12 protein-coding genes are annotated in these 22,917 nt (G+C 36.0%); 1 reads left to right on the forward strand and 11 read right to left on the reverse strand.

Annotation, left to right across the window (positions count from 1 at the left end; translation table 11 throughout):
• Positions 1-174: 174 nt before the first annotated feature.
• The 3 genes from LB452_RS09540 to LB452_RS09550 are packed head-to-tail and all read right to left on the reverse strand — an operon-like array spanning position 175 to position 3,781.
• Complete coding sequence (locus tag LB452_RS09540; protein ID WP_224461515.1) at positions 175-792, reverse strand: L-threonylcarbamoyladenylate synthase; 618 nt, start codon at positions 790-792, stop codon at positions 175-177.
• Between the two features lie 35 nt (positions 793-827).
• On the reverse strand, positions 828-1,463 hold the full coding sequence (locus LB452_RS09545; protein ID WP_224461516.1) for a potassium channel family protein: 636 nt from the start codon (positions 1,461-1,463) through the stop codon (positions 828-830).
• Positions 1,463-3,781, reverse strand: coding sequence for an ATP-dependent helicase (locus tag LB452_RS09550; protein ID WP_224461517.1), 2,319 nt, complete (start codon positions 3,779-3,781; stop codon positions 1,463-1,465). Before LB452_RS09550 ends, LB452_RS09545 begins: the two co-directional genes overlap by 1 nt.
• Before the next feature lie 136 nt (positions 3,782-3,917).
• Here LB452_RS09550 and LB452_RS09555 point away from each other — a divergent pair, with 136 nt between their 5' ends.
• Positions 3,918-4,442 (forward strand): DUF7935 family protein, encoded by a 525-nt coding sequence (locus tag LB452_RS09555; protein WP_224461518.1) that lies wholly within the window; start codon positions 3,918-3,920, stop codon positions 4,440-4,442.
• Here the strand turns inward: LB452_RS09555 and LB452_RS09560 are convergent.
• From LB452_RS09560 to LB452_RS09595, 8 genes are all read right to left on the reverse strand, one after another.
• Entirely contained in the window at positions 4,439-6,541 is a 2,103-nt protein-coding gene (locus LB452_RS09560) for a M1 family metallopeptidase (protein WP_224461519.1), read from the reverse strand. The genes LB452_RS09555 and LB452_RS09560 overlap by 4 nt on opposite strands.
• A 71-nt stretch (positions 6,542-6,612) precedes the next feature.
• A complete protein-coding gene (locus LB452_RS09565; protein WP_224461520.1) occupies positions 6,613-7,485 on the reverse strand; it encodes a hypothetical protein in 873 nt (290 codons plus the stop codon).
• A gap of 13 nt (positions 7,486-7,498) precedes the next feature.
• Positions 7,499-9,172: a SusD/RagB family nutrient-binding outer membrane lipoprotein gene (locus LB452_RS09570; RefSeq protein WP_224461521.1), complete on the reverse strand. Its 1,674-nt coding sequence runs from the start codon at positions 9,170-9,172 to the stop codon at positions 7,499-7,501.
• A 12-nt stretch (positions 9,173-9,184) separates the two neighbouring features.
• Positions 9,185-12,406, reverse strand: coding sequence for a SusC/RagA family TonB-linked outer membrane protein (locus LB452_RS09575; protein ID WP_224461522.1), 3,222 nt, complete (start codon positions 12,404-12,406; stop codon positions 9,185-9,187).
• A 558-nt stretch (positions 12,407-12,964) separates the two neighbouring features.
• The gene (locus LB452_RS09580) at positions 12,965-14,608 is read right to left on the reverse strand and encodes a RagB/SusD family nutrient uptake outer membrane protein (RefSeq protein WP_224461523.1); all 1,644 of its coding nucleotides are present in this window, start codon (positions 14,606-14,608) and stop codon (positions 12,965-12,967) included.
• Positions 14,609-14,620: 12 nt separating this feature from the next.
• Positions 14,621-17,740: a SusC/RagA family TonB-linked outer membrane protein gene (locus LB452_RS09585; protein WP_224461524.1), complete on the reverse strand. Its 3,120-nt coding sequence runs from the start codon at positions 17,738-17,740 to the stop codon at positions 14,621-14,623.
• 502 nt (positions 17,741-18,242) lie between these two features.
• A complete protein-coding gene (locus tag LB452_RS09590; RefSeq protein ID WP_224461525.1) occupies positions 18,243-19,676 on the reverse strand; it encodes a SusD/RagB family nutrient-binding outer membrane lipoprotein in 1,434 nt (477 codons plus the stop codon).
• A gap of 10 nt (positions 19,677-19,686) precedes the next feature.
• Positions 19,687-22,911 (reverse strand): SusC/RagA family TonB-linked outer membrane protein, encoded by a 3,225-nt coding sequence (locus tag LB452_RS09595; RefSeq protein ID WP_224461526.1) that lies wholly within the window; start codon positions 22,909-22,911, stop codon positions 19,687-19,689.
• Positions 22,912-22,917 lie beyond the last annotated feature (6 nt).

The following is a 22,917-nucleotide window of genomic DNA, read 5'->3' on the forward strand; positions in this document are numbered from 1 at the left end:
ATTTCTTCGACTACCTGAAGCTTAAAAGAAAGCGAATAATCTTTTTGGGTTCGCTTTACATACCCTTTATTTGTTGGTGATTCCATATACACTTGATTTTAGTGTATCGCTATATTAGGACGGGACATAAAATTTAAAAAAAACGGCAACTGAAAAGTTGCCGTTTTTTTTGCTTTAAATATTAGCAGAACCTTTACCTTGCCTTATAAGCTCGGGTTCTTGCTGTGTTAAATCAATGACCGTAGAAGCCATATTATCCCCATAACCAGCGTCTATAACTATGTCCACAAGTTTATCCCATTTTTCTGCAATGAGTTCTGGATCTGTTGTATATTCTACAACATCATCATCATCTTTGATTGATGTTGAAATGATAGGATTACCAAGATGTTGAACAAGCATTTGCGCTATTTTATTATCTGGAACTCTTATACCAACTGTTTTTTTCTTCTTAAATACTGAAGGTAAATTATTATTACCTGGCAATATGAAAGTGTAAGGACCCGGTAAATTACGCTTTAAAATTTTGAAGGTTGCTGAATCAAGCTGAGCTACATATTCAGAAAGGTTGCTTAAGTTTTCGCAAACAAAGGAGAAATTTGCTTTTTCAAGTTTCACGCCTTTGAGACGTGCAATTTTTTCTAAAGCTTTTGTGTTATTTATGTCACACCCAAGTCCATAAACGGTGTCTGTAGGGTAAATTACCAATCCACCATCTTTAAGAACTTTTGCAATGCGCTTTATTTCTTTTTCTGAAGGATTTTCTTCGTAAAGTTTGATGAGTTCTGCCATGTTCTTATGATTAAAATGAATTCTAATTTACGAAATTATTCACCTATAGATGATCTTTTTTTGATGGTATTCACTTTATCTGTAATATAAGATACGATAGTACCAAAAATAGCTATTCCATTAAGAATTAAAATGCTTGTGACAAGTTTGCCTGGATTTGTTACCGGATAATAATCTCCATAGCCAACTGTTGTGATTGTGATATAGCTCCACCATAAGGCATCTTCAGCCGTTTGAATATTACCTACATCTTCTTCTAAGTACAAAACCAACGTTGAACTCAAAATTAATGTTATGGTAGATACGAAAACTATCAATCCATAGAGGCTTGCTTTTTTGTTGGTAATAATAAATTTATAAAGCCTGTTAAAAGATTTTATTATTCGTAACACTCTAAAAATTCTAAGAACTCTAATGTATCTCAATTGATTTATAACAGGAAGAGAAGACAACAAGTCCAACCAGCCGTAGGTGTAGAAATACCGCCATCGTTTTTTTCTTTTGTATAACTGTACAAAGAAATCATACAAAAAAATCATGCAAAGCCCGAAATCGTAATAATGAATTAGGCGATATAGCTCAGAATCCTTTTCAATGAAGAAAGTAAAACTCAACAGTATGATACTGAATATTGATAATAGCGCAACAATGAGTTTGGTGACTGTTAACATTAAGAGATAACTTTAAGTTTAGCAAACTTCAGGATGAGGTTTTTAACTCCTCCATTTTCAAATTTGATGGCCGCTTTTTTATCCATACCCGCACCTTCAACTTTTAAAACCTCACCTTTTCCAAATCGTGTGTGTTCAACAATTTGCCCTTCATCTAGTTGTACCGGCTTAGCCTTTTTTGTAGGAAGTTCGTCACCTTCTGGCTTTACTTTCCTGAGTCGCCTTAGTTGTTGCTCTGTTGGTTTATGACTTGGGGGAGGTGTTCCATTGGTTGGTTTGGTTTGTCTTAATTTACTTTTATCGACATCGTCAAAAATATCCTTATCAATTAATGATTTGTATCTGTAATCATCTTTGGGAATCATGTAGTCCAGATACTGATCGTCAATTTCTTCGATAAATCGACTGGGTTCAGCATCGATTAATTTTCCCCATCTATATCGGGAAAGCACATAAGTCAAGTAAGCTTCCTTCTCAGCTCGTGTAAGTGCGACATAAAACAAACGTCGTTCTTCTTCCAGTTCGGACCTTGTGTTCATACTCATTGCGGAAGGAAAGAGGTCTTCTTCAAGACCAACTATATACACATAAGGAAACTCTAGTCCTTTTGCCAGGTGAATAGTCATGAGGGCAACCCGGTCTTCGTCTGCCGTTTCTTTATCCAGGTCGGTAGCCAAAGCAACATCTTCCATAAATTCTGAAAGAGATCCTTTAGCATCCACCAGTTCTTTTTGACCTTCCACAAAATCACTGATACCATTTAAAAGCTCTTCAATATTTTCAATTCTGGCAATGCCTTCTGGTGTACCGTCTTTTTTAAATTCCTGAAGAAGTCCTGTTTTTTTGGAGACAATTTCTGTGATCTCAAGGGCATTCAAATTTTCATTCTGTATTTGAAAACTCTTGACCATATTCACAAAGTTGGTCAGTTTGGTCTGAGTCCCTCTGTTGATTTTGAGATCCAGCTTTCCAATGTTTTCTATAATTTCAAAAATTGTTCTTTTATAGTGATTTGCCGCTAGTGTCAATTTATCTAAGGTCGTTTGTCCAATCCCTCGAGAAGGATAATTGATGACACGTTTTAAGGATTCCTCGTCTTTTGGATTTATAATTAATCTCAAATAGGCAAGAACATCTTTTATTTCTTTACGCTGATAAAAGGACAACCCCCCATAAATTCTGTAGGGAATATCTTTCCGTCTTAAAGCATCTTCAATGGCTCTACTTTGTGCATTGGTTCGGTATAAAACGGCAAAATCTCCATTTTTAGCACCCTCCTGCATGCGTTTTTCGGTGACAGAGCTCGCCACAAATCGACCTTCTTCGGCATCGTTGATAAGGCGATTTACATGAATTTTAGAGCCATCTGTATTTTGTGTCCAGACTATCTTATCCAGCTTGGTTTTATTTTTTTCAATGATGGAGTTTGCTGCTTCTACGATGTTTTTTGTGGATCTATAGTTCTGCTCTAACCTGTAGGACTTGACATCGTCATAGTCCTTTTGAAAATTCAAAATGTTATTGATGTTTGCTCCTCGAAACGCATAAATACTCTGAGCATCATCTCCTACGACACAAATGTTCTGAAATCTATCGCTAAGAGCTCTTACAATCAAATATTGAGAATGGTTCGTATCCTGATACTCGTCGACTAAAATGTATTTGAATTTCTGCTGATACTTAGCCAGCACATCCGGGAAACGCGTTAAAAGTTCGTTGGTTCTCAACAGTAAATCATCGAAATCCATAGCGCCAGATTTGAAGCAGCGATCTACGTATTCCTGGTAGATATCGCCCATACGAGGACGTTTAGCCATAGCATCAGCTTCCTGCAATTCTGGGTTTTGATGATAAGCTTTAACAGTAATCAGGCTGTTTTTAAATGAGGAAATTCTCGATTGAATTTGTTTATATTTATAAATGTCCTTGTCGAGATTCTTTTCTTTAATGATTGTTCTAATCAGTTGTTGAGAATCATTACTATCGTAAATCGTAAAATTGGAGGGAAAGCCAAGTTTATCGCCTTCGAACCTCAATATTTTTGCAAATACGGAGTGGAAGGTTCCCATCCATAAGTTTTTTGCTTCAGGACCAACAATTTCAGAAATCCTGTTTTTCATTTCTCTTGCAGCCTTATTGGTAAAAGTAAGTGCGAGAATATTGAAAGAATCGACACCTTCACTCATCAAATACGCAATTCTGTAAGTAAGAACTCTGGTCTTACCAGATCCAGCACCAGCGATAACGATCATAGGACCATCTTTCTGCAAGACAGCCTCGCGCTGAGCATCGTTCAATTGTTCAATATAGTTCTGCAAGAGTTGAATTTTTAAATTATTACAATCACTTCAAAATTAGTGAATTTTGTAAGCATTTAGTGGGATATCATCTTTAAAAATTAAATCTCTAAACCTAAACTAAGGTTTAATATTTATATTTGAAAAAAACTTCATAATGGTATCATCTTCAGAATTTTTAAACTATTTGGCTTATTTGCTTCCTGCACTTATTGCTGGTGGTATAGGCTATTATTTTTTTAAAACTTATGTAGATCACCAAAAGGAGATGCAGTATCTAGTCCTAAGGAAAGAAAATAGGAGTGAGGTTCTTCCATTGCGACTTCAGGCCTTTGAGCGTTTGGTGCTCTTTCTTGAGCGTATATCTCCAGGCCAGCTTTTATCTCGGGTAAAACCTGTAGGTGATGATAAATATGATTATGAAAATCTTCTTATTGCTTCTATAGAGCAGGAATTTGAGCACAATCTTGTGCAACAAGTGTATGTAAGTCAGAAATGCTGGGATGCCATAAAGGCTTCCAAAAATTCGACCATTTCACTTATTCGACATACGAATATGAGTGATAAAATCACCAATGCTCAAAAGTTAAGAGAGGTTATTTTGACAGATTTACTGGAAAAGTCATCTCCAAGCGACACAGGTATTGCTTTTGTTAAAAATGAGATCAAACATCTTTTTTAGTATCTGTTATTAAAAAAGGTTTTTTCTTTTGTAGAAAAGTTATCCCTCAGTTTTAGAAGTGCGTTTTTATGAAGATCAGATTTCATCAGTGTGTCCAATAGCTCTCTGCAAAATTTCTTGAACTGCCAAACAGGATGGAAAACACCTTCCATCAAATCCTTGTAATTATCTTCAGTGAATGTATTAATTTGATATAAATACCCAAAAGCATGGCGCCTTATTTGGTAAGGATAGCCTGGTTGAGTGTGACTGCTTAATTCAGAATAAACTTTTGATTTCTCTTTTGGATTATAATCTGAAGTTGCAAGATTTAAGGTCAGCCATAAAAGTTTCACATTTTTATCCTGAAAGCCTGTGATGTTATTTGTTCGATCCAGGTACTCGTGCCTGTCCTCTGGGAAAGACATCCATAGGTGTAATAGTGCTTTTTCTATTGTCGTGTATGACTTGTCATCAAGTAAAGTCTCGTAATCGGTTTTGAGAGCTTTTGGAACGGCCGTAAGAGAATTTGCTACAGCCTGACGAACGTAAAGATTATTTGTTTTTAGAGCCTTTCGGTACAAGGGTAGTGAAAGTTCAGGTTCATTACTGTTTAGTTGATAAACCGCTTCTTGTCCTAAATAATCATTGACAGGAAAATCAAGAGCTTCATCAAGCCTTTCAGTTTTAAAAGTTAGTCGCGTTTCTCTAAAAGCCACTAATTTCATGTAGTCTTGAATAAACTCATTTTTTTTCAAAAATTCCAAAGTTTCTCTCGATTGGAAAGCCTTCTGGTTTAGCCATCTTTCTTTATAATTAGTGAGCGGTTGGCCGTATTCGAGTTCCACTTCATTCATAAAATCGTCTGTAGTCACATTTTTGAAAGTATATTTGTTTAGATAATTTTTTACGGCATTTTCAAAAACAGTTTCACCTACAATTTCTTTCAAAATGATAAGCGCCCAAGCTCCTTTTTGGTAATAGGTAAGGGAAGAGCCGCCGGGACTTACTAGAATCTGGCCTTTGCCTGTATCGCTTAAGGTTTTAAGTTCTTCTGCAGTTTTATAGATTTTGAAGTAATAATAATCCTCCCCAAAAATTTCTCGTTCAGCTTCCAGAGCATAAAAGGTTGCAAAACCCTCATGGAGCCAATGATGGCGAGAGGAAGTTTCAGTAACTAGATTTCCAAACCATTGGTGAGCAAGCTCATGCGCCTGCACGTTGACAAAGCTCTGGTCGTTTAAACCTATATCATCAACTACAAATTCTTCAGAAAATATATTAAGTGTAGTGTTTTCCATGCCAGCGTACAAAAAATCCCTCACAGGGACTTGCTTAAAATTCTGCCATGGATAGTTAACATTGATTTTGCTTTCCAGAAAATTAAAGATTTTGTTATGATGCTTATAGGTGGAATTCACTTTATCTGCATGTTTGGTTTCAAGATATAACTGAAGGGGAGTGCCATTATTACTTTTGCTTGTCGATCTCCTGAAGTGACCCATAGCAAAAGCAACGAGATAACTGCTCATAGGATTTTGCATTTCAAACGTCCACGATTTATGATTCAATCGATTTCTGGTTCGGGAAAGTTTGCCGTTAGCCATAACCTCATAATTCTTTGGTGCATTATAAGTGATATTAAAAATGAGTTTATCATTCATATCATCCAGGCTTGGTAACCAATGTGAGGTATATTTGCCTTGACCTTGTGTCCAGACTTGAGAAGGATAAGCTTTCAAATCTGAATTGAACCCAACAAAATAAACAGTTTGCCGTGGCTTTGCTTCATAAGAGAATTCTGCAGTGTATTCTGTATTTTCCTTAAAATTACTGGTGATCCATATCTTATCGTCCTCTTGAACAATCTTGAAAGGGTTTGTTTCAGAAGTCTTAATCTTCATATTTACCCCGTCCAAGAATACCGAATCTATGTTTTGAAGTGCTTTAAATTTGACTTGAATATTTCCTTTGATTTTAAACTCAAGGGTATCAACTTCAACTTCAGCCTCCATTTTCAAGAAGTCTACTTTATCAGTTTGCTGGCTAAATCCAATAGCAGAGTAGAGTAGTAAAAGTATTGTCAGCTTTTGCATGTTCCAAAGGTAAGGCTTGGCCATAAAAAAAACCTGCTAGAATTCTCTAGCAGGTTTAAAGTTTTAGATAACGAATTAATCGTCTATCAATTATTTTACAATCTGTAATCTAATCTACAGTAGTCAATTAGTTCAGTATCCACTAATGGCCCTGGACCTGCATCTATTACAGTATTGCCATTTGCAGCTCTAACTTGGAAGCTAACTTCCCCATCAAAATCTCCAGATGAGAAAACAACTGAAACAACATCAGTGTCAGGTGGAACTATAAAGCTTGCTGTTCCTGAGCCACCATCATCCAAACCAAACCTTGTTTCAACTCCGTCAACAGTGACAATCAGTTCTGCACCATTCCAGCCATCACCAAAACTATCTTGTTGATCTATAACCCATGTTCCTGGTACAGGCTGTGCTGGTTGACAAATTAGGTTCATGCTGTATTGAAAAGGAGAACGGTAAAATCCTCCACCAGATACCACTGCATTTACATTTGTACTCGTAAATACCCTGCCGTCATTCATGACTAGTTCCATACGGATATTGATTCGCCCACCAAGTGCATAGTCTGTATCATTTATACCAAAGAAATCGTCAAATTCATCTCCAGTAAAATCAAAATTCAAAACTGGATATTCACTACTATTGTCCAAGTCTGCTGGAGAAAACGTCTCGAAGAGAGTTTCATCTTGAGTAACGTTGTCTGGATCAGATGCATCTCTATTATCAGTAAAAGATAAGAATACATCAATTTTCTCGAAATCTTGACCACGTTGATCTATAACTTCAGCAGACACTGAAATTAAATTATCTTCACCTACTTCAAACTCCAAGTTCGTTTCGATAGTTTTTAGTACAGTGCCTCTTTCAGTAGTTTCCTGTAGAACTTCTGTTACTTTCTCTGTATCACTACAACCAACTAGAAAAGCAAGAACTGTAATGATACTTATTTGTTTTATGAGTGTTTTCATTTTAATATTTGTTTTAATTATTAACAGGGAAACCAGTGGATGGGTTATTATCCCAAAATACTTTCACTGTTAAATCATCCTTCTGAGATACGTTTGGATTAGCAGTAACTTCTGTTGCTGGATACCATAATGTTCTTGGTAGTAATCCTGGATTTGGTTCAACACTTGGCTGAATATCTGTCGGTGCCCCAGTTCTTCTATAGAAGTTGTAGGCATCAGTGCCGTTACCGATCAAAGAAATAAAGAACTGCTCTCCAATGATGTTGAGTTGTTTTTCTGCATTTGCAGTATCAAACTCATCAATAACTTCTGTGACGAAGCTTGACACTTCCGCGTTGGTTGGAATTGTCGATTCATCAAAATCTGCTGCACTTCTAGAGGTAAACGACTGAACATAGTTTATATGTTTTACCATAGCATTTTCTAAAAGCTGAGATGCTGTACCTGGATCATTATCTATCTCCAATGCGATTTCTGCTCTCCAGAAATCAACCGTTGAGGCTAACAAAATTGGAGTAATTCCAGCACCATTTGCACCGTAGTTATTTCCATCAATAATTTCAAAACTGCTGTCGTCAAAACGACCGCCTGCTGGGTAAATTCCAAAAGCTGTTCTTAAGAATCCATCTGGCGGAATACCATCATCTTGTCCATGATCTCTACCCCATAAACCTCTATTGTCTTCAGGAAAACAATATAAGATATTGTTGTTTGCATAATGCGGGGGTATAGTTTGTATAATACAACGCTTCTCTGAACCAGAATCCGGATCTACATTGGAGACCACATCATCTACTTGTCTGTAAAAGTAATAACGAATTCTTGGATCTTCAGTAGTCTGGCCATTTCTCATTTGGTCCATTAACCAATTCGACATATACCATGTATCCGGACCACCTGGGGCATACTGGACGTTATAAATAGGATGTCTTGAATTTGGATTATCGAGGTTTTCTCCCCAGTTGAAAACAAAGTCTTCCCCTTCTTGAATATAGTTTCCTCCGCTTACAATGGTTTGAAAATCATCAATTGCAGATGGATTGACCAATCGCTGTTGAAAATATATTTTCATTTTTAAAGTGTTAGCTAGCTTAACCCATTTGTCATAGTCTCCTCCATAGTAAAGATCATTTGCTATATTAACAGTAGTTGGTTCATTAAGCTTTACAATAGCATCATCCAAAAGATTTAAAGCAGCTTGATAAACATCAGCTCCACTATCTACTGCTGGATTTAAAATTGCAGGATCCAGACCTTCTGAGTAAGGGATATCACCAAAATAATCTACTAAAGTTACTACGATATAGGCTTCTATAACTTCACCGACGGCTCTATGCTTTTCAAATTCACCTTCTAAGCCATCTATTTGCTGGTTCATTGCACGTATGTCGCTCAAAATATCCGCATAAGCTTGGTTCCATACTCCGCTAAATGTAGCAGGACCAAAAACGTTAAGATAAGTTCTGCCAAACATATTTCTTATTCTAGTAAATCTCGAACCATAAGAACCCATTGTATTTGTAAAATCTCCAGTTCTTACTAAAATTGCATTCATAGATAAGTCGATATCAGCTTGATCTGGACTTAATTCGTTTGGGTTATTTAGTTTGTCTAGGTCTGTAGTTTCACACGAAAAAAGTGTAAGTAGACCTAGCATCAAAATAACAGTATATTTTATGTTTTTCATTGTAGTTATTTTTTAAAATGTTGCTCTTAAAGTAAATCCATATCGCTTTCCGCTTGGGCCGTTTAGAAAATCAAAGCCTCGACCATTACCCACTCCAGTACCTATGATGTTTGGATCAAAGTTTACCCCATCCGGAGTATTTGGAGCATTATACCAAAGGTTATTACCTTGAACTGATAAAGATAAATTACCAAAAGGTGTTGAATCTAGCCATTCTTTAGGAAATTTATAAGTTAAAGATACCTCTTGTAAACGAACAAATGAGCCATCGTACACTTTTAACTCATCTGGCGCACCAATACCAAATACATCAAAATAGTAAGTGGAATTGTTGATTTGGATATCATTTGGCTGTCCTGAGTCAGCTAGTACACCTGGAAGAATGTAAGTATCTAATCTGTTTTCTGTATCTGTTGTTACCCCTCTACCTAGCATGGTTGCAATGGTGTTGGAGTAAATATCTCCTCCATGTTGGTAACTAATTAATGCATTGAATGTGAAATTTTTGTAAGATAAAGTTGTGCTGAAGTTAGTTAAGAAATCAGGTGTAGCATCTCCAATGACATTAGGTCCGTTATCTATGACGTAAGTACCCTGAGAATTCACCAATGGGTTTCCATCCTCATCTCTAGCAACCGACGATCCAATCATTGTGCTAAATGGTAGGCCTTCAATAGCTGCGTTTCCTAAGTTTGAAAATCCAGAATAAGGAATGGCGTTATCTACGGGGTCATCAGTTGGTTCCAAACCAAGATCTGTAACATTAGAACGTATCTTAGTGTAATTCAAATTTACATTCCAATTTAATCCTGTTCCATCATTTTGAATGACGTCTATTCCTAAATCTCCTTCAAAACCATAACCCTGGATTTCACCAATATTAAACTGTGTTGAAGTGAAACCAGTAGTTGGAGCTAAAGGTCTATTGATTATTAAGTCCTGTGTATTTCTCTTGAAATAAGAAAAGTCCAGTGATATTCTATTGTCTAGAGCTCTAGCCTCTAATCCAATTTCATATTCTTCATAAAGCTCAGGCCTAATGTCTGGATTAGCTAAGACTCTTGATAAAGAGTTGCTTGCTATTGGCGTACTGCTTCCAGCTGATTGGAAAAATCGTGTATTTAAAGGTAGCGTATTTACCGTAGGAAATCCTGAGGCAAAACCAGCAGAGGTACCATATCCTGCTCTAATTTTTAAGTAATTCAGTCCATCTTGACTTCTTAAGTCTGAAAAAGCAGATGTTGGAAGAAAGGATACACTTGTACTTGGATAAAATTGAGAGTTATTCTCTTGATTTGACACCCAATCGTTACGAGCTGATAAATTAAAGTATAAGTAATCCTTATATTCAAAATCGGCAACTCCATATACACCTACAATATTTTGAAAAGTTTCAAATTGTATAGGTGATTGCTGTCTAAAGTTGAAATGCCTAAATACATCAAAAACAATTTGGCCAGAGCTTCTTACACCGTCTCTTTGAAATTTGTTGTATCTAGATGTAGCACCTAGAGTAAAATTTACATTGAGATCTGATGTTAAATCATATTCACCATTCAATTGGAAGTTATGATCCCATACGATATTGGTGTTTGTAAAAGAAGAATATTCTCCAAGAACTGGACCTATTGTAGCACCAATATTAGTACCTGTCTCGTTACGTTCTGAATAGATATCTAAACCACCTCTGTATAAAAAATTCAAACTTTCATTTATTTCATACGTTAGTGTATTAGCAGTATTAAACCTAGAAGTTGTTTGTCTTACAAAACTATTATTGGCAACCCATCTTGGGTTTGGAATTGCTTCATCGTTTCTATAATAAACACTAGCACCAGTCACGGGATTCTGGAAAGGAATCTCCATTAATGGAATGTTTCTAGGGGTAAAAAATATATTTGAATATACAGACAATCCATCACCCGTTGTACTGTTACCATCGCCAAGGGCTACAGGAGGTGTTTTAAAGTCAGTTCTTGAGACGTTAATTGTACTATTAACAGTTAGCTTATTTGATAATAGAGCTCTGCCTCCTACAGAAAAGTTAGTTCTGGATAGACTGTTGTTAGGAGTAAATCCTTCATCATCTAGATGTCCAAAATTAACATTGTAAGAAATTTTACCATCTTCTGAAGTTTTCCCTATGTTCACTGAAGTATTTTTTACTAATCCAGTTCTAAAGAAGTCTTTTACGTTGTTTGGCTGGTTTTCCCATTGCAATGTTGCTCCTTGAAACTCTGGAAATACGTCTGCTAAATTAGCTCGGTTATAAGGATGGTTATAAGTTCCATCAGCATTAATTCCACTTCCTTGTTGCGGATATCCACCAAAACCCTCGGCATTAAAACCAGGGCCCCAGTTTGAAAAAAAGTTTCCAAAGGCACCATCAAATCCATTACCATACTTACTGTTATAGTCCGGTAATGAAGCTATTTCATTGAAGAAAATTCCTTGTGAAACAGAGACTTCACTTTTCTTTTGTCTTTCCCCAGCAGAACCAGCTTTGGTAGTGATTAAAATCACCCCGTTTTTTCCAGCAGAACCGTAAACAGTTGCTGCAGCAAACCCTTTAAGCACAGATACGCTTTCAATGGAGTTTGGATCTAAATCTAAAGATCGTGAAGATCCTGCGTTACCATCTTCAAAATCACCAACTCCATTGGTGTCGTTTGAAATTGGCACACCATCTACAATGAATAAGGGTTGGTTGCTACCATTTATAGAAGTATATCCTCTAATATTAATGTTGGTTGCAGATCCAGAAACACCGCTAGAGTTGTTAATCACAACCCCGGAAGCCTTACCTTGTAATACGCGTCCTAAATCACCTTCAGATCGGTCTTCCAATCCTTCTGACTCAACAGCACTTACAGAATAACCAAGAGATTTCTTTTCTCTACTCGTACCAAAACCAACAACGACAACTTCATCAAGCGCTTCTCCTGATTCCATTTGAACATTGATTTCAGACTTGTTACTCACAGCAATGGTCTGCGTTGTAAAACCGATGTAAGAGAACTCTAATTGTTGAGTAGGCTCCACATCGATGGAGTAATTTCCATCAAAATCGGTTTGTGTTCCTTGTGTTGTTCCTTTCACCAAAACATTAACTCCCGGTAATGGTAAACCAGTGTTATCGGTAACCGTACCGGTTACCGTTTTGGTCTGTGCAATACTGAATTGCACCGTTAATGCCAGAAAGAGCATTAAAATTCCATTTAACTTTGTTTTCATATCATTTGTTTAATTGAATTAGCCAACTACAAACCTAAATGCATTTTAACATATTAACAAGATACTAACGTTAAAATTACATAATTTATTAAAAAATATTTATTAATAATTTTCAAAATACTGAAAAACAGTGATTTACGTATTGTTTATTATAATTGTTTAAATAACGAACAGAAGTTACAAAATTAACTATATCGGTTTAGTAAAAGATTTTCAAAAAGTGAGTCACTTTATTTTACCGAATAAAGCAAGATTTAACTTAAAAATGAATTCAAGATCAAAAGACAAAAATTAAGACCGATTTTGATTAGAGATCTTTTATGAGATACCATTTAATTTTAAATATTTAATTAAGTCTGAAATTATATCTTGATTTTATCCCTTTTAGGAGTACGTATTTATTTTAAAAAAAGGATCTTATTGGATTTTTTGAAAACTATGATATCAAGTAAAAATCAATTTAAAAGGTTTAATCCATCTTTAAGGGTGATTTTCAACCAAAAAAAACCTGCTAGATATTCTAGCAGGTCTTGATACTAAGTTAAAAGGATTATTAGTTTAATTCTGATCACTTGAGCTTAAGTTTGGATTTGCGTTAATTTCAGCCTGAGGAATCTTAAAGATCCAATCGTCATTTATTGATGGTCTATCGATTTGATAGGCTTGCTGGTAAAGAACTTGAGAAGCTCCAGATCCACCATCTGCAGCATGATCTATATTTTCATCCCAACGTATTTTATCGGTATATCCAAAACCTTCACCCCAAAGCTCTAATCGTCTTTGAAACTTGATTTGTTCCATTAACGTTTGTTTGGTGTTAAATACGGAAACATCAAAAGCGCTGTCCCTTTCGTTAACTAAGGCCTCAAGTGCTATTTGAGCATTTGGAATATCATCCATCATCGCTAAGGCTTCAGCTTCAATTAGATACATTTCTGAAGATCGCATATAAATGACATCATCTGGATCAATTGTACCAGGATTTGCATTCTTTAATTTGAAATGCATATATGGATGTTGATTAAAACTGTTTGAAATACCATATTCAGCATTAATCTCAGCTCTACGTGCATTAAATTCGGCCTGGTCAGTATAATTAGGATCATTTCCAAACCCACCTTGTCCATTTGCAGCTGATGTATTTGTGTTTGGTGCATCCACTATAAAAACTTTACCTCTATAGTCTGTTTCAGGAATAGCATCTACCAATCTACGGTCTGCTATTTTAGGATTATTTCTTATCTGACTTCCATTGAATGTATTACTGGCTAAATAGAAATAAGATCTAAAAAATGTAGTTTCAGCTTCTATTACATGGCTTCCCCAAATCACTTCTGAGAGTTCATTAGAATTAAAACCAGAAAGCCAGTCAGCTTCATTCATTAAAGGGTAATCTTGTCTTGCAGCTACTGCAGATGCTGCAGCAGTTTCCCAGTCTCCTTTAGATAAAGCCCATCTTGCTCTAATGCCATAAGCCACATCAATATTCAATTGAGATTTTGCTGCAGCTCCCGAACCAGATCTTCCTGTACCGTTTTCAAATGCTGTTATAGCATCGGTCAAATCACTTCCAATTTGGTCGTATATATCTTGTACACTTGACCTTGGTTGACTTGTGAACGGAGATTCTGAAGAAAATAATAATGGTACACCTGGATCTGTTTCTGGATTACCAATCAGATAACCTTTTGCGTAATGTTGTACTAAAGAAAGGTAGGCCATAGCTCTATAGGTATAAGCTTGACCTAATATTTCATTAAGTCTCGCTGTTTCAGTAAATCCACTTTCAGCAATACCATTAATTAAAAGATTTGCGTGTAATATGATGTTGTAACGGTGATACCAAAGTAATTCAGTTGTTAAAGAGGTTTGAACTGTGTGATCATTCCATTGCGCATTGGTTCGCCATCCGAGATTATTGGCGTTTGCAGAATGAATAAGATAACCTGCTAAATTGTCGCCCATTGGTACCCAGTAATGATCATTAGCCCTCCCAGTGTTACCACCAGGGAAAACGGTTTGTGATTGAGAATATAAGCCCCTGTGTACACCGTTTAAAACAAGTTGCATATTGTCAACACTTGCAAGTGCATCGTCAGCCGATATCGCATCGGTAGGAGTTCTCTCTAAGAACTCGTCTTCGCATGATAGTACTGGAAAAAATAAAGCAGCCAGTAGTATAAGTTTAATTTTATTTATCATATCTATAATTTTTTATAGTGAAATGTTTAACCCTAGGGATATAATTCTTGGAGCAAAAAAGTTGTTAGCTGGAGAGGTGCCCGCTAAATTGAATTGAGGATCGAGTCCATCTCTTTTACTTTTAAAATAAAGGTTTTCTCCTGTTAAGTTTACAGTCAAATTATCTAAGCCTAATTTTTCGACCATAGAGCTGTCGAATCTATAGCTAAGACTAGCATTTCTTAAGTTAATATAAGAACCATCTGTTAAAAAGCGATCAGATTGAGTTTGAACTAAAAGGACATTTCCATTTTCTAATCGTGGTACATCTGTAATGTCTCCAGGTTGTCTCCAGGCATTTAAAATATCAGGATGTGAGGATCTTCCATAAGCACCCGCGTGCATAAGGTCGGCGTAACCATTGTCTAAAACACTTCCTCCAATACCATAAGTAATCAATAGATCTAGCGTAAATCCTTTATAGCTGATTGTATTAGCAACAGAGCCAATAAAATCTGGAATTGAAGAATCTCCTGTATATGCTCTCTCTGTTTCTGTCCAATCGTTGGTCGTTAATTGATTTCCATTAGCATCTAAGACTGGAATACTCTCGTTGTTTGCGTCAAGTTCGTATTGTAAGTATAACTGGTCTCCCGTAGCTGGATCGACTCCTGCAGTTCTAAAAAGGAAGAAATCAAATCTAGATACTCCTTCAGCCCATCGTTTACTTCCATTAATGAATGGATCTGGTAGACTTGTGATTTCATTTTTAAGCGTTGATCCTAATAAGGTTAAATCCCATTTAAGTTCATCGGTATTAACCATATGACCAGTCAAGGCCATTTCCCAACCAGAATTGTAAAGGTCTCCAGCGTTTACTGGAACCACATTCAGTCCGTTACTAGGTGCAATTGGAAGATTGTAAAGTAGGTCAGTAGAATTTCTTCTATAATATTCAACAGAACCATCTAAAAAGTTATTGAATAAACCAAACTCTAAAGCCACATCATAGCTTTCTGTGGTTTCCCACTGTAAATCCTCATTTCCGATATCAGTAAACAATATTGCAGGATTTGCAGCATTAGAGGTGATGTTGAATCTAGCTTGTGAGAGATAAGAATCTAAAAGATCGTCATTACCTACTTCACCATAAGAGCCTCTTATTTTTAGCTGATCTATCCAATCTATCTTCTGTATAAATTCTTCCTGATCCATTCTCCATGAAGCTCCAACAGAGTAAAAATTACCCCATCTGTTTTCAGACTGGAAAACCGAAGAACCATCAGCTCTAACAGATGCACTTAAGTAATATTTGTCATTGAAGTTGTAATTTCCTCTAAAGAAATAACTTTCCAAAGACCTGTCGAATGTTGCTCCATCTAAGTCTACAATGTTTGAAAAATTAGCAAATTCAAATATGCCGCTTGCAGCCTGAATCGTTGCCAAACCATCCAAATCACTAATAGAAGTTTCGTAGCTCTCATGACCAGCAGTCAAGTCTAAATTATGAAAACCAAAACTTTTCTGATAAGTTAGAAGTTGGTTAAAAGTTTCTGTATCACGTCTTGCCCGTCTTTGATCTAAACGACCAACTGGCTGAGCATCTCCAATAATTGGGTTTTCGTATTGACTTGCAAAAAAGTCAGTTAAATCTCTACCATAATTTAATTTAAAGGTCAACCCATCTATGATTTCATACTCACCAAACAAACGTATACCATATGTATTGTTTTGTTCGAGTTCACGATTTAAAGTTAATTCTTGAATCGCGTGTCTTCCTTGATTCGTTGGTCGTGATCCAATTCCAAAGTCTGGGAAGCCTTCTCCACTATCCCATAAAGGAGCACCTACTTCATCTAAAACTATGTTTCCATCTCTATCGTTGACAAAAACTGGATAGATAGAACCAATGCCTTGTGCAAAGCTAAAAGGGTTAACAATACTACCTGTTCCTGCAGAACTTGGTGCTCTTGCTTCAGTTAAAGAAAGGTTTGTACTACCACCGACCTTAATTTTATCAGTGACCTGAAAATCGGCATTCAATCTAGCAGTGAATCTGTCAAAACCTGAAGTGATCACATAACTGTCTTCTTCCAAATATGAAGCAGAGAAAAATACAGAGTGATCTTCCCCGCCTCCAGATACATTCACATTATAATTTTGTCTTTGTCCAGTTCGCTCCAATTCCTCAAACCAGTCTAAGCTTTTGTAAATGAGTTGAGCATTAGGATTGAGTCTACCATCGGTTCCTACAATTTGATCGTTGGCCACATTGAAGGGGTTATAACCTAATTGATTGTAGATGTTTGCACTAGCAAAAGCAGCGTCTCCATTGGCAGCAGAAGAATTTCTTAGAGCTTCCCACATTGTTTCATAATATTGACCTGGATTCACCTGATCATATAATGGTCTACCTCTATTTATAATACTGGATTGAGCAGAAGCACTTACTTTTATTGCTCCTTTGGTACCGCTCTTTGTTGTAATGATAACCACACCATTAGCAGCTCTGGATCCATAAATAGATGTTGATGCGGCATCTTTTAGAATAGTGAAAGACGCTATATCTTCCTGGTTCAATGTATTTAAAGGCGCATTATATTGTACTCCATCTACGATATACAAAGGATCAGTATCGCCATTTAGTGTTCCAACACCTCTAATGACTATTCCTGGAGAATCCCCAGGGCCTGTGGGTGTTGTAAATTGCACACCTGTTGCTCTACCTTCGATAGCTTCAATTGGAGAGGTCACATTACGGGTTTCCAATTGTTTTGAAGAAATTACACTTGCAGAACCTGTAAAAGATTCTTTAGAGGCTGTTCCATAGGCGACAACAAAGACTTCATCTAAGGATTCACCAGTCTCTAACTGGATGTTGATTTCTGTTCTATCACCAACACGAACGGTTTGGGTTTGAAACCCTACGTACGAAAATATGAGTTGCTGGTTATTGTCCACTTCAATGGAATAATTTCCATCAAAATCAGTTTGTGTACCACTCGAAGACCCCTTAATAAGCACATTTACACCAGGTAATGGCAAGCTTTCTGAATCTGTAACAGTTCCAGTAACCGTCTTGGTTTGAGCAATTGTTACTTGCACCACAAACGCTAAAAAAAGCGTCATAAATCCATTAATTTTTAATTTCATGTTTTTATTTATTTGAATTAGCCAAACACAAACCTAAACTAAATTAACAATATATTTATGTTAAATTTATTTTTTTAAAAAATTATATAATAATCTGTTAAACAGGTTATTATATAAAAGCTATTTATTTATAACACCAAAAATGTTAATTTTAAATCCTAATAAGAAAAACAATTTTAACGTTCTTTATTCTTACTTTTAATAAAGCCAGATTTAACTTTAAAATGAATTCAAAATCAAAAGACAAAAAATAAGACCGATTTTGGTTAGAGATCTTTTATAAAATACCATTTAATTAAGTCTGAAATTATTTCTTGATTTATTTTTTTTAGAGATCATGTATTTATTTTAAAAAATGATCTAATTGGACTTTTTGATAACTATGATATCGAGTAAAATATAATTTAAAATATTTAATCCAGATTTTTAGAGTGATTTTTAACCAAAAAAAACCTGCTAGAATTCTCTAGCAGGTCTTGATAATATACTATAAAATTGAAAGCTAATTCACATCCCAGAAGATTTGGGTTTGTTGTGTGTCTCCTCCAATAGCTTGAGAAGCTTCATTATAATTTGCTTCATTCAAATTTTGCTCATTAACAGGATAAGTATATCTCACTGGTACTGGATTTCCTGTAGATCCGGGTAGATTTAAATTTGGTTCGTTGTATTTTCTCCAAGTTGACCATCCTTCCAAAGGATTATCAAACATAGCAATCCAAAATTGAGTTCCTATTAAAGTATTGGAGTTCGAAGGATCATAAGAAACATTCGGTTTGCTCAAATAAGCATCAATAGCATCTTGGTCATCAATACCAGCATAATTCATAGATGCTGTAATAGCATTGTTATAATGTGTTTCTGCATCACCAAAAACATTATAATTTAATTCTGATGCAGTTGCTAAATGAAATGAAACTTCAGCAAAATCTAAATATATACCTGCATGTGTTGGATCTCTAAAGGCTTCCCCTATATGAGTCGATCCAGAAAATGGATTTTGAGACCCATAAATACCTCCTTCATAAACACCATCTCCTAGGTTTTGATCGAAATAGTAGGTTCGTCTTGGATCTTCCAGATCGTTCATGATATCAACTATAGTATTTGCTGCAACATAATCGGATCTTCCGCTTTGTACTAAATCTTCCCACAATGGGTTGGTATTAGGCGGTGAACTTTGGTAAGCTATTATCGCATTATCTTGATTTCCTGTAAAAACTCCTTTACTAGCGGCATCTTCTGCAGCGCTTTTTGATAAATTTGGATTACTATCAGAAATTCTCATTGCTAATCTAAGTTGAAGAGAGTTATTGAATTTACTCCATTTACTCATATCTCCTCCGAATATTACATCTGGACCGACAAATCCTTGTCCAGAATTTAACAATGCACTTGCAGCTTGAAGTCTTTCTATAAGATCTTCATATATTACGGCATCATCTTCGTAAGCTGGAAGTGTATTTGTTTCTGCCTGTAAAGCTTCATTATAGGGTATATCTCCAAAGGTATCAACCAAAACTTGCCATGCATAAACTTGAATAACTTCAATTTGTCCTATACGTGCATCCTTCTCACTTTGAGAAAGATCAGAATTATCATTGATATACCCTTTAGCGTCATCAAGATCTAATAAGATATCTCTATATATTTCAGACCACTGGGACTGAGGTATATTTCTGTTTGTCAAGTCATAATTTGGCTCATCTACGTAAGTTGTAGCTGTGAGGTACTGACTTACGAATCTAAAAATATTGATGTTTACATTTGGGCTTGCCAAAAAGTCTCCCAAACTCACCGCTGCCGAAGTAAATAAGAAGTCTTCTGATACTTGGGTTGGATTTTTTGGGTCTTGATTGAGCCTTTCGTACTTTTCATCATCAGAACATGATGCGAAAAGAAAGGCTACCGTTAATATGATTAAGTATTTTTTCATTTTTTATTGTTTAAAAATTAAACCTAAGATTAAGACCATATTGCTTCATTGCTGGATACGCTCCAGACTGATAGCCTTGTACATTACCAGAACTCAATCCAGCTTCAGGATCTGAATACGGTAAGTTTTTATCAATAATCCATAGATTTCTACCTATGAATGAAATAGAAGCGTTGGTAAATGGCAATTTTTCGAGAATTTTATCGCTGAAATCATAAGTAAGACTTAATTCTCTAAGCTTTATGTAAGAGGCATCATAAACGTGCCCTTTGTTCGCATCACGTGCATACCCGTAAGGATTAGCATAGGTATCAAAAGGAACTCTTGTTTCGTTTTGGGATCCATCTGCATTTACACCTGGTAAAATTATACCACCGCTATCAGCTCCTCCAGTTAATGGTGCTCTCATCTCGTTTCCAAGATCATTTATACCTGCTGTGACATCATAAACTCCGGTAGCCATTCCGTACCAAGTATCTAATGAAAAGATATCTCCTCCTTCTTGTATATCAATCAAGAAACTAAATCTGAAATTTTTATATCTAAATGAGTTTGTGATACCTGCATTCCAATCTGGCTGAATGTTTCCAATTACGTTATTATTAGAATCTGTTGTTTCGTAATAACCGTCGCTATTTACGATTTTACTTCCATTTTCATCGTAAACATAATCAGTTCCTCTTATCGCTCCATATGGTTGACCTGGAGCTGCATTAATTGAAACTCCTCCTTGCAGGCTTGCCAGTTGAAGGTTATCGACTCCATCTGTTAGGCTTATCACTTCATTTCTATTTCTAGACCAGTTTACACTAACATTCCAGTTGAAATCATCCATCTGTACTGGCTTACCACTAAGAAGAACTTCAAAACCTTTGTTTTCTATCTCTCCTGCGTTAAGAAGTTTTCTTGTGTAACCTGTGGCATTAGAAACAGGAACAGGAGTGATTTGATCCTCTGTTCTAGTGTTGTAGTAAGAAAAATCTACACTTAATCTGTTGTCTATAAAGCTGGACTCTAAACCTACTTCAAATGACTTAGAAGTTTCGGATTTTAATTCAAGATTATTGAGAGTTCCGTTCAAACTTGCAACACCTTGACCGTCAAATGGTGCTGAGACCAGGTAAGTGTTAAAAACTCTGTAAGGATCTGTTCCACTTCCTACTTGTGCATAGTTGGCTCTAAATTTTGCAAAACTCAACCAATACTTATCAATGATGTTTGATAATAAAACACTTGTTGAAATTGATGGATAATAATAAGTATTGTCTGAACTTGGTAAAGTAGAAGATCTGTCTCTTCTCATGGTAGCTTCCATGTAATATGTGTTCAGGTAACCTAAACTTGCTCTGGCAAATATACCGTCGAGCATTTGGTCTGCTTCATATTCTGAAGGTGGATTTAGCGGATCTTTACTATTGCTCAAGGCAAAAAAGTCAGGTGCATTTAATCCTCCATTGGTGGATGCTCTGATAGATGATTGCTCATTTCTTCTCAAATTGAAACCAACATTACCATCTAAATTTAAGTCATCACTTAAATTTTTATTGAAATTTAAAATTAAGTCATAATTGTATTCAGCGACTCTGTTATCAAATCTTGAATACCCTGAAACTCCAACAGATCCAACATTTTTACGTTCTTCTTGTAGTTCACTGTATGTATCAAATGTGAAACGTCCTAAAACACTAAATACATCACTGATTTGATAATTCAAATTAATATTACCAAAGTAGCGATTTCTAGTGTCTGTTTGGTAATTTTCATATCTCGTAAAATAGGGATTATCTGTATAGATTGGAGTCAAATTATTTGGACCGTTTGGATTCCAAGTAATATTATTACCAGTAGCAAAATATGCATCTCTTTGTTTGTACAAATCAACGTTTGATTGATTCCATTGTCTAAATGATTGCATAACATTCAAAGCATCATAACCAGTACCATATCTTCCTTTTCCATCTGTTTTGATAAAGTTGAAATTAGAACTCACACTGAATTTATCAGTCAAATCATGAGATGCAGAAAATTTGATGTTGTTACGAGTGATGCTACTATTTGGTAAGGCTCCTTCTTGATCTAAATTTGTGAATCCAACTCTGTATGTGCTTTTATCGGTTCCACCATCCAGTGCAACAGAATTGATCATTGTATAACCAGTTTCCCAAATGTCATTTGGGGTGTTTTTTCCAGCCACCCAAGGGGAAGCTTGTTGATAAGTGTCTAGCTCAGGATAGATAGAATTCCATTGATAAATCATTCTATCCGGGTCGAAAGCTGCACCAAAAGAAGCATCTTCTGTAAAAGGAGTTGTTTCATCTAAAACACCATCACCGTTGACATCAAAAAGATTAAAATAACCATCTTCAGATTGATAGTATGGCCCATATCCAGCTCCATATTTTTGCTGGTAGTCTGGTAAGGTTTCATCATCTGCGTTAGAAAACATTACAGATGATCTTACGGTTACGCCTATACCTTTGTTTTTTTGTCCCCTTTTAGTTTCGATAATGATCACACCATTAGCAGCTCTCTCTCCATAAAGTGCAGAAGCAGCAGCTCCTCGCAGGACATTGATGGATTCAATATCATCAGGATTGATATCCGCAGCAGCGTTCCCGTAATCATACCCACCACGTCCTTGGGTTTGTCCTGTTGTGTTGGAATTTTGATTGATAATTGGCGTTCCATCTACTACAAATAAGGCTTGATTACTTCCTGTTAATGAAGCATTTCCTCTTATTACTACATTGGTAGAACCTCCCATGGTACCCGAAGATTTTACCTTAAGACCGGCAACTTTACCAGATAAAGCGTTTGTAAAATTTTGTGTTGCTACATCAGAGACTTCATTTCCTCCGACCTCTTGAGTCGCATAGCCTAAAGATTTCTTCTCTCTTTTTATACCCAAAGCAGTTACAACAACTTCATCAAGTTGACCCGTATCAGGTTGTAATGTAATGTCAAGGCTTGTTTTAGTCCCAATATTTACTTGTTGTTCTTTCATTCCTAAATAGGAAAACACCAAAGTAGCGTCATCACCAACTTGAAGGGTAAATTCTCCATCAAAGTTAGTCTGAGTACCATTAGTTGTTCCTTTTTCAATGACGTTAACACCTGGTAAGGGTAATCCAGTGTTGTCAACGACAGTTCCTGTCACTTCTTGATTCTGCGCTAACCCCACATGGGAGATTAAAGCGAAAACGAATAAAAAGATCCAATTTGCATTTTGTTTCATTAGTTA

Source organism: Psychroflexus longus, assembly GCF_020164595.1.
Classification (GTDB): domain Bacteria; phylum Bacteroidota; class Bacteroidia; order Flavobacteriales; family Flavobacteriaceae; genus Psychroflexus; species Psychroflexus longus.

Excerpts from the sequence above, each read along its gene's own strand:
- LB452_RS09540 (WP_224461515.1), bottom strand. The coding sequence starts at position 792 with ATGGCAGAACTCATCAAACTTTACGAAGAAAATCCTTCAGAAAAAGAA.
- LB452_RS09545 (WP_224461516.1), bottom strand. The coding sequence starts at position 1,463 with ATGTTAACAGTCACCAAACTCATTGTTGCGCTATTATCAATATTCAGT.
- LB452_RS09555 (WP_224461518.1), top strand. The coding sequence starts at position 3,918 with ATGGTATCATCTTCAGAATTTTTAAACTATTTGGCTTATTTGCTTCCT.
- LB452_RS09560 (WP_224461519.1), bottom strand. The coding sequence starts at position 6,541 with ATGGCCAAGCCTTACCTTTGGAACATGCAAAAGCTGACAATACTTTTA.
- LB452_RS09565 (WP_224461520.1), bottom strand. The coding sequence starts at position 7,485 with ATGAAAACACTCATAAAACAAATAAGTATCATTACAGTTCTTGCTTTT.
- LB452_RS09570 (WP_224461521.1), bottom strand. The coding sequence starts at position 9,172 with ATGAAAAACATAAAATATACTGTTATTTTGATGCTAGGTCTACTTACA.
- LB452_RS09575 (WP_224461522.1), bottom strand. The coding sequence starts at position 12,406 with ATGAAAACAAAGTTAAATGGAATTTTAATGCTCTTTCTGGCATTAACG.
- LB452_RS09580 (WP_224461523.1), bottom strand. The coding sequence starts at position 14,608 with ATGATAAATAAAATTAAACTTATACTACTGGCTGCTTTATTTTTTCCA.
- LB452_RS09585 (WP_224461524.1), bottom strand. The coding sequence starts at position 17,740 with ATGAAATTAAAAATTAATGGATTTATGACGCTTTTTTTAGCGTTTGTG.
- LB452_RS09590 (WP_224461525.1), bottom strand. The coding sequence starts at position 19,676 with ATGAAAAAATACTTAATCATATTAACGGTAGCCTTTCTTTTCGCATCA.
- LB452_RS09595 (WP_224461526.1), bottom strand. The coding sequence starts at position 22,911 with ATGAAACAAAATGCAAATTGGATCTTTTTATTCGTTTTCGCTTTAATC.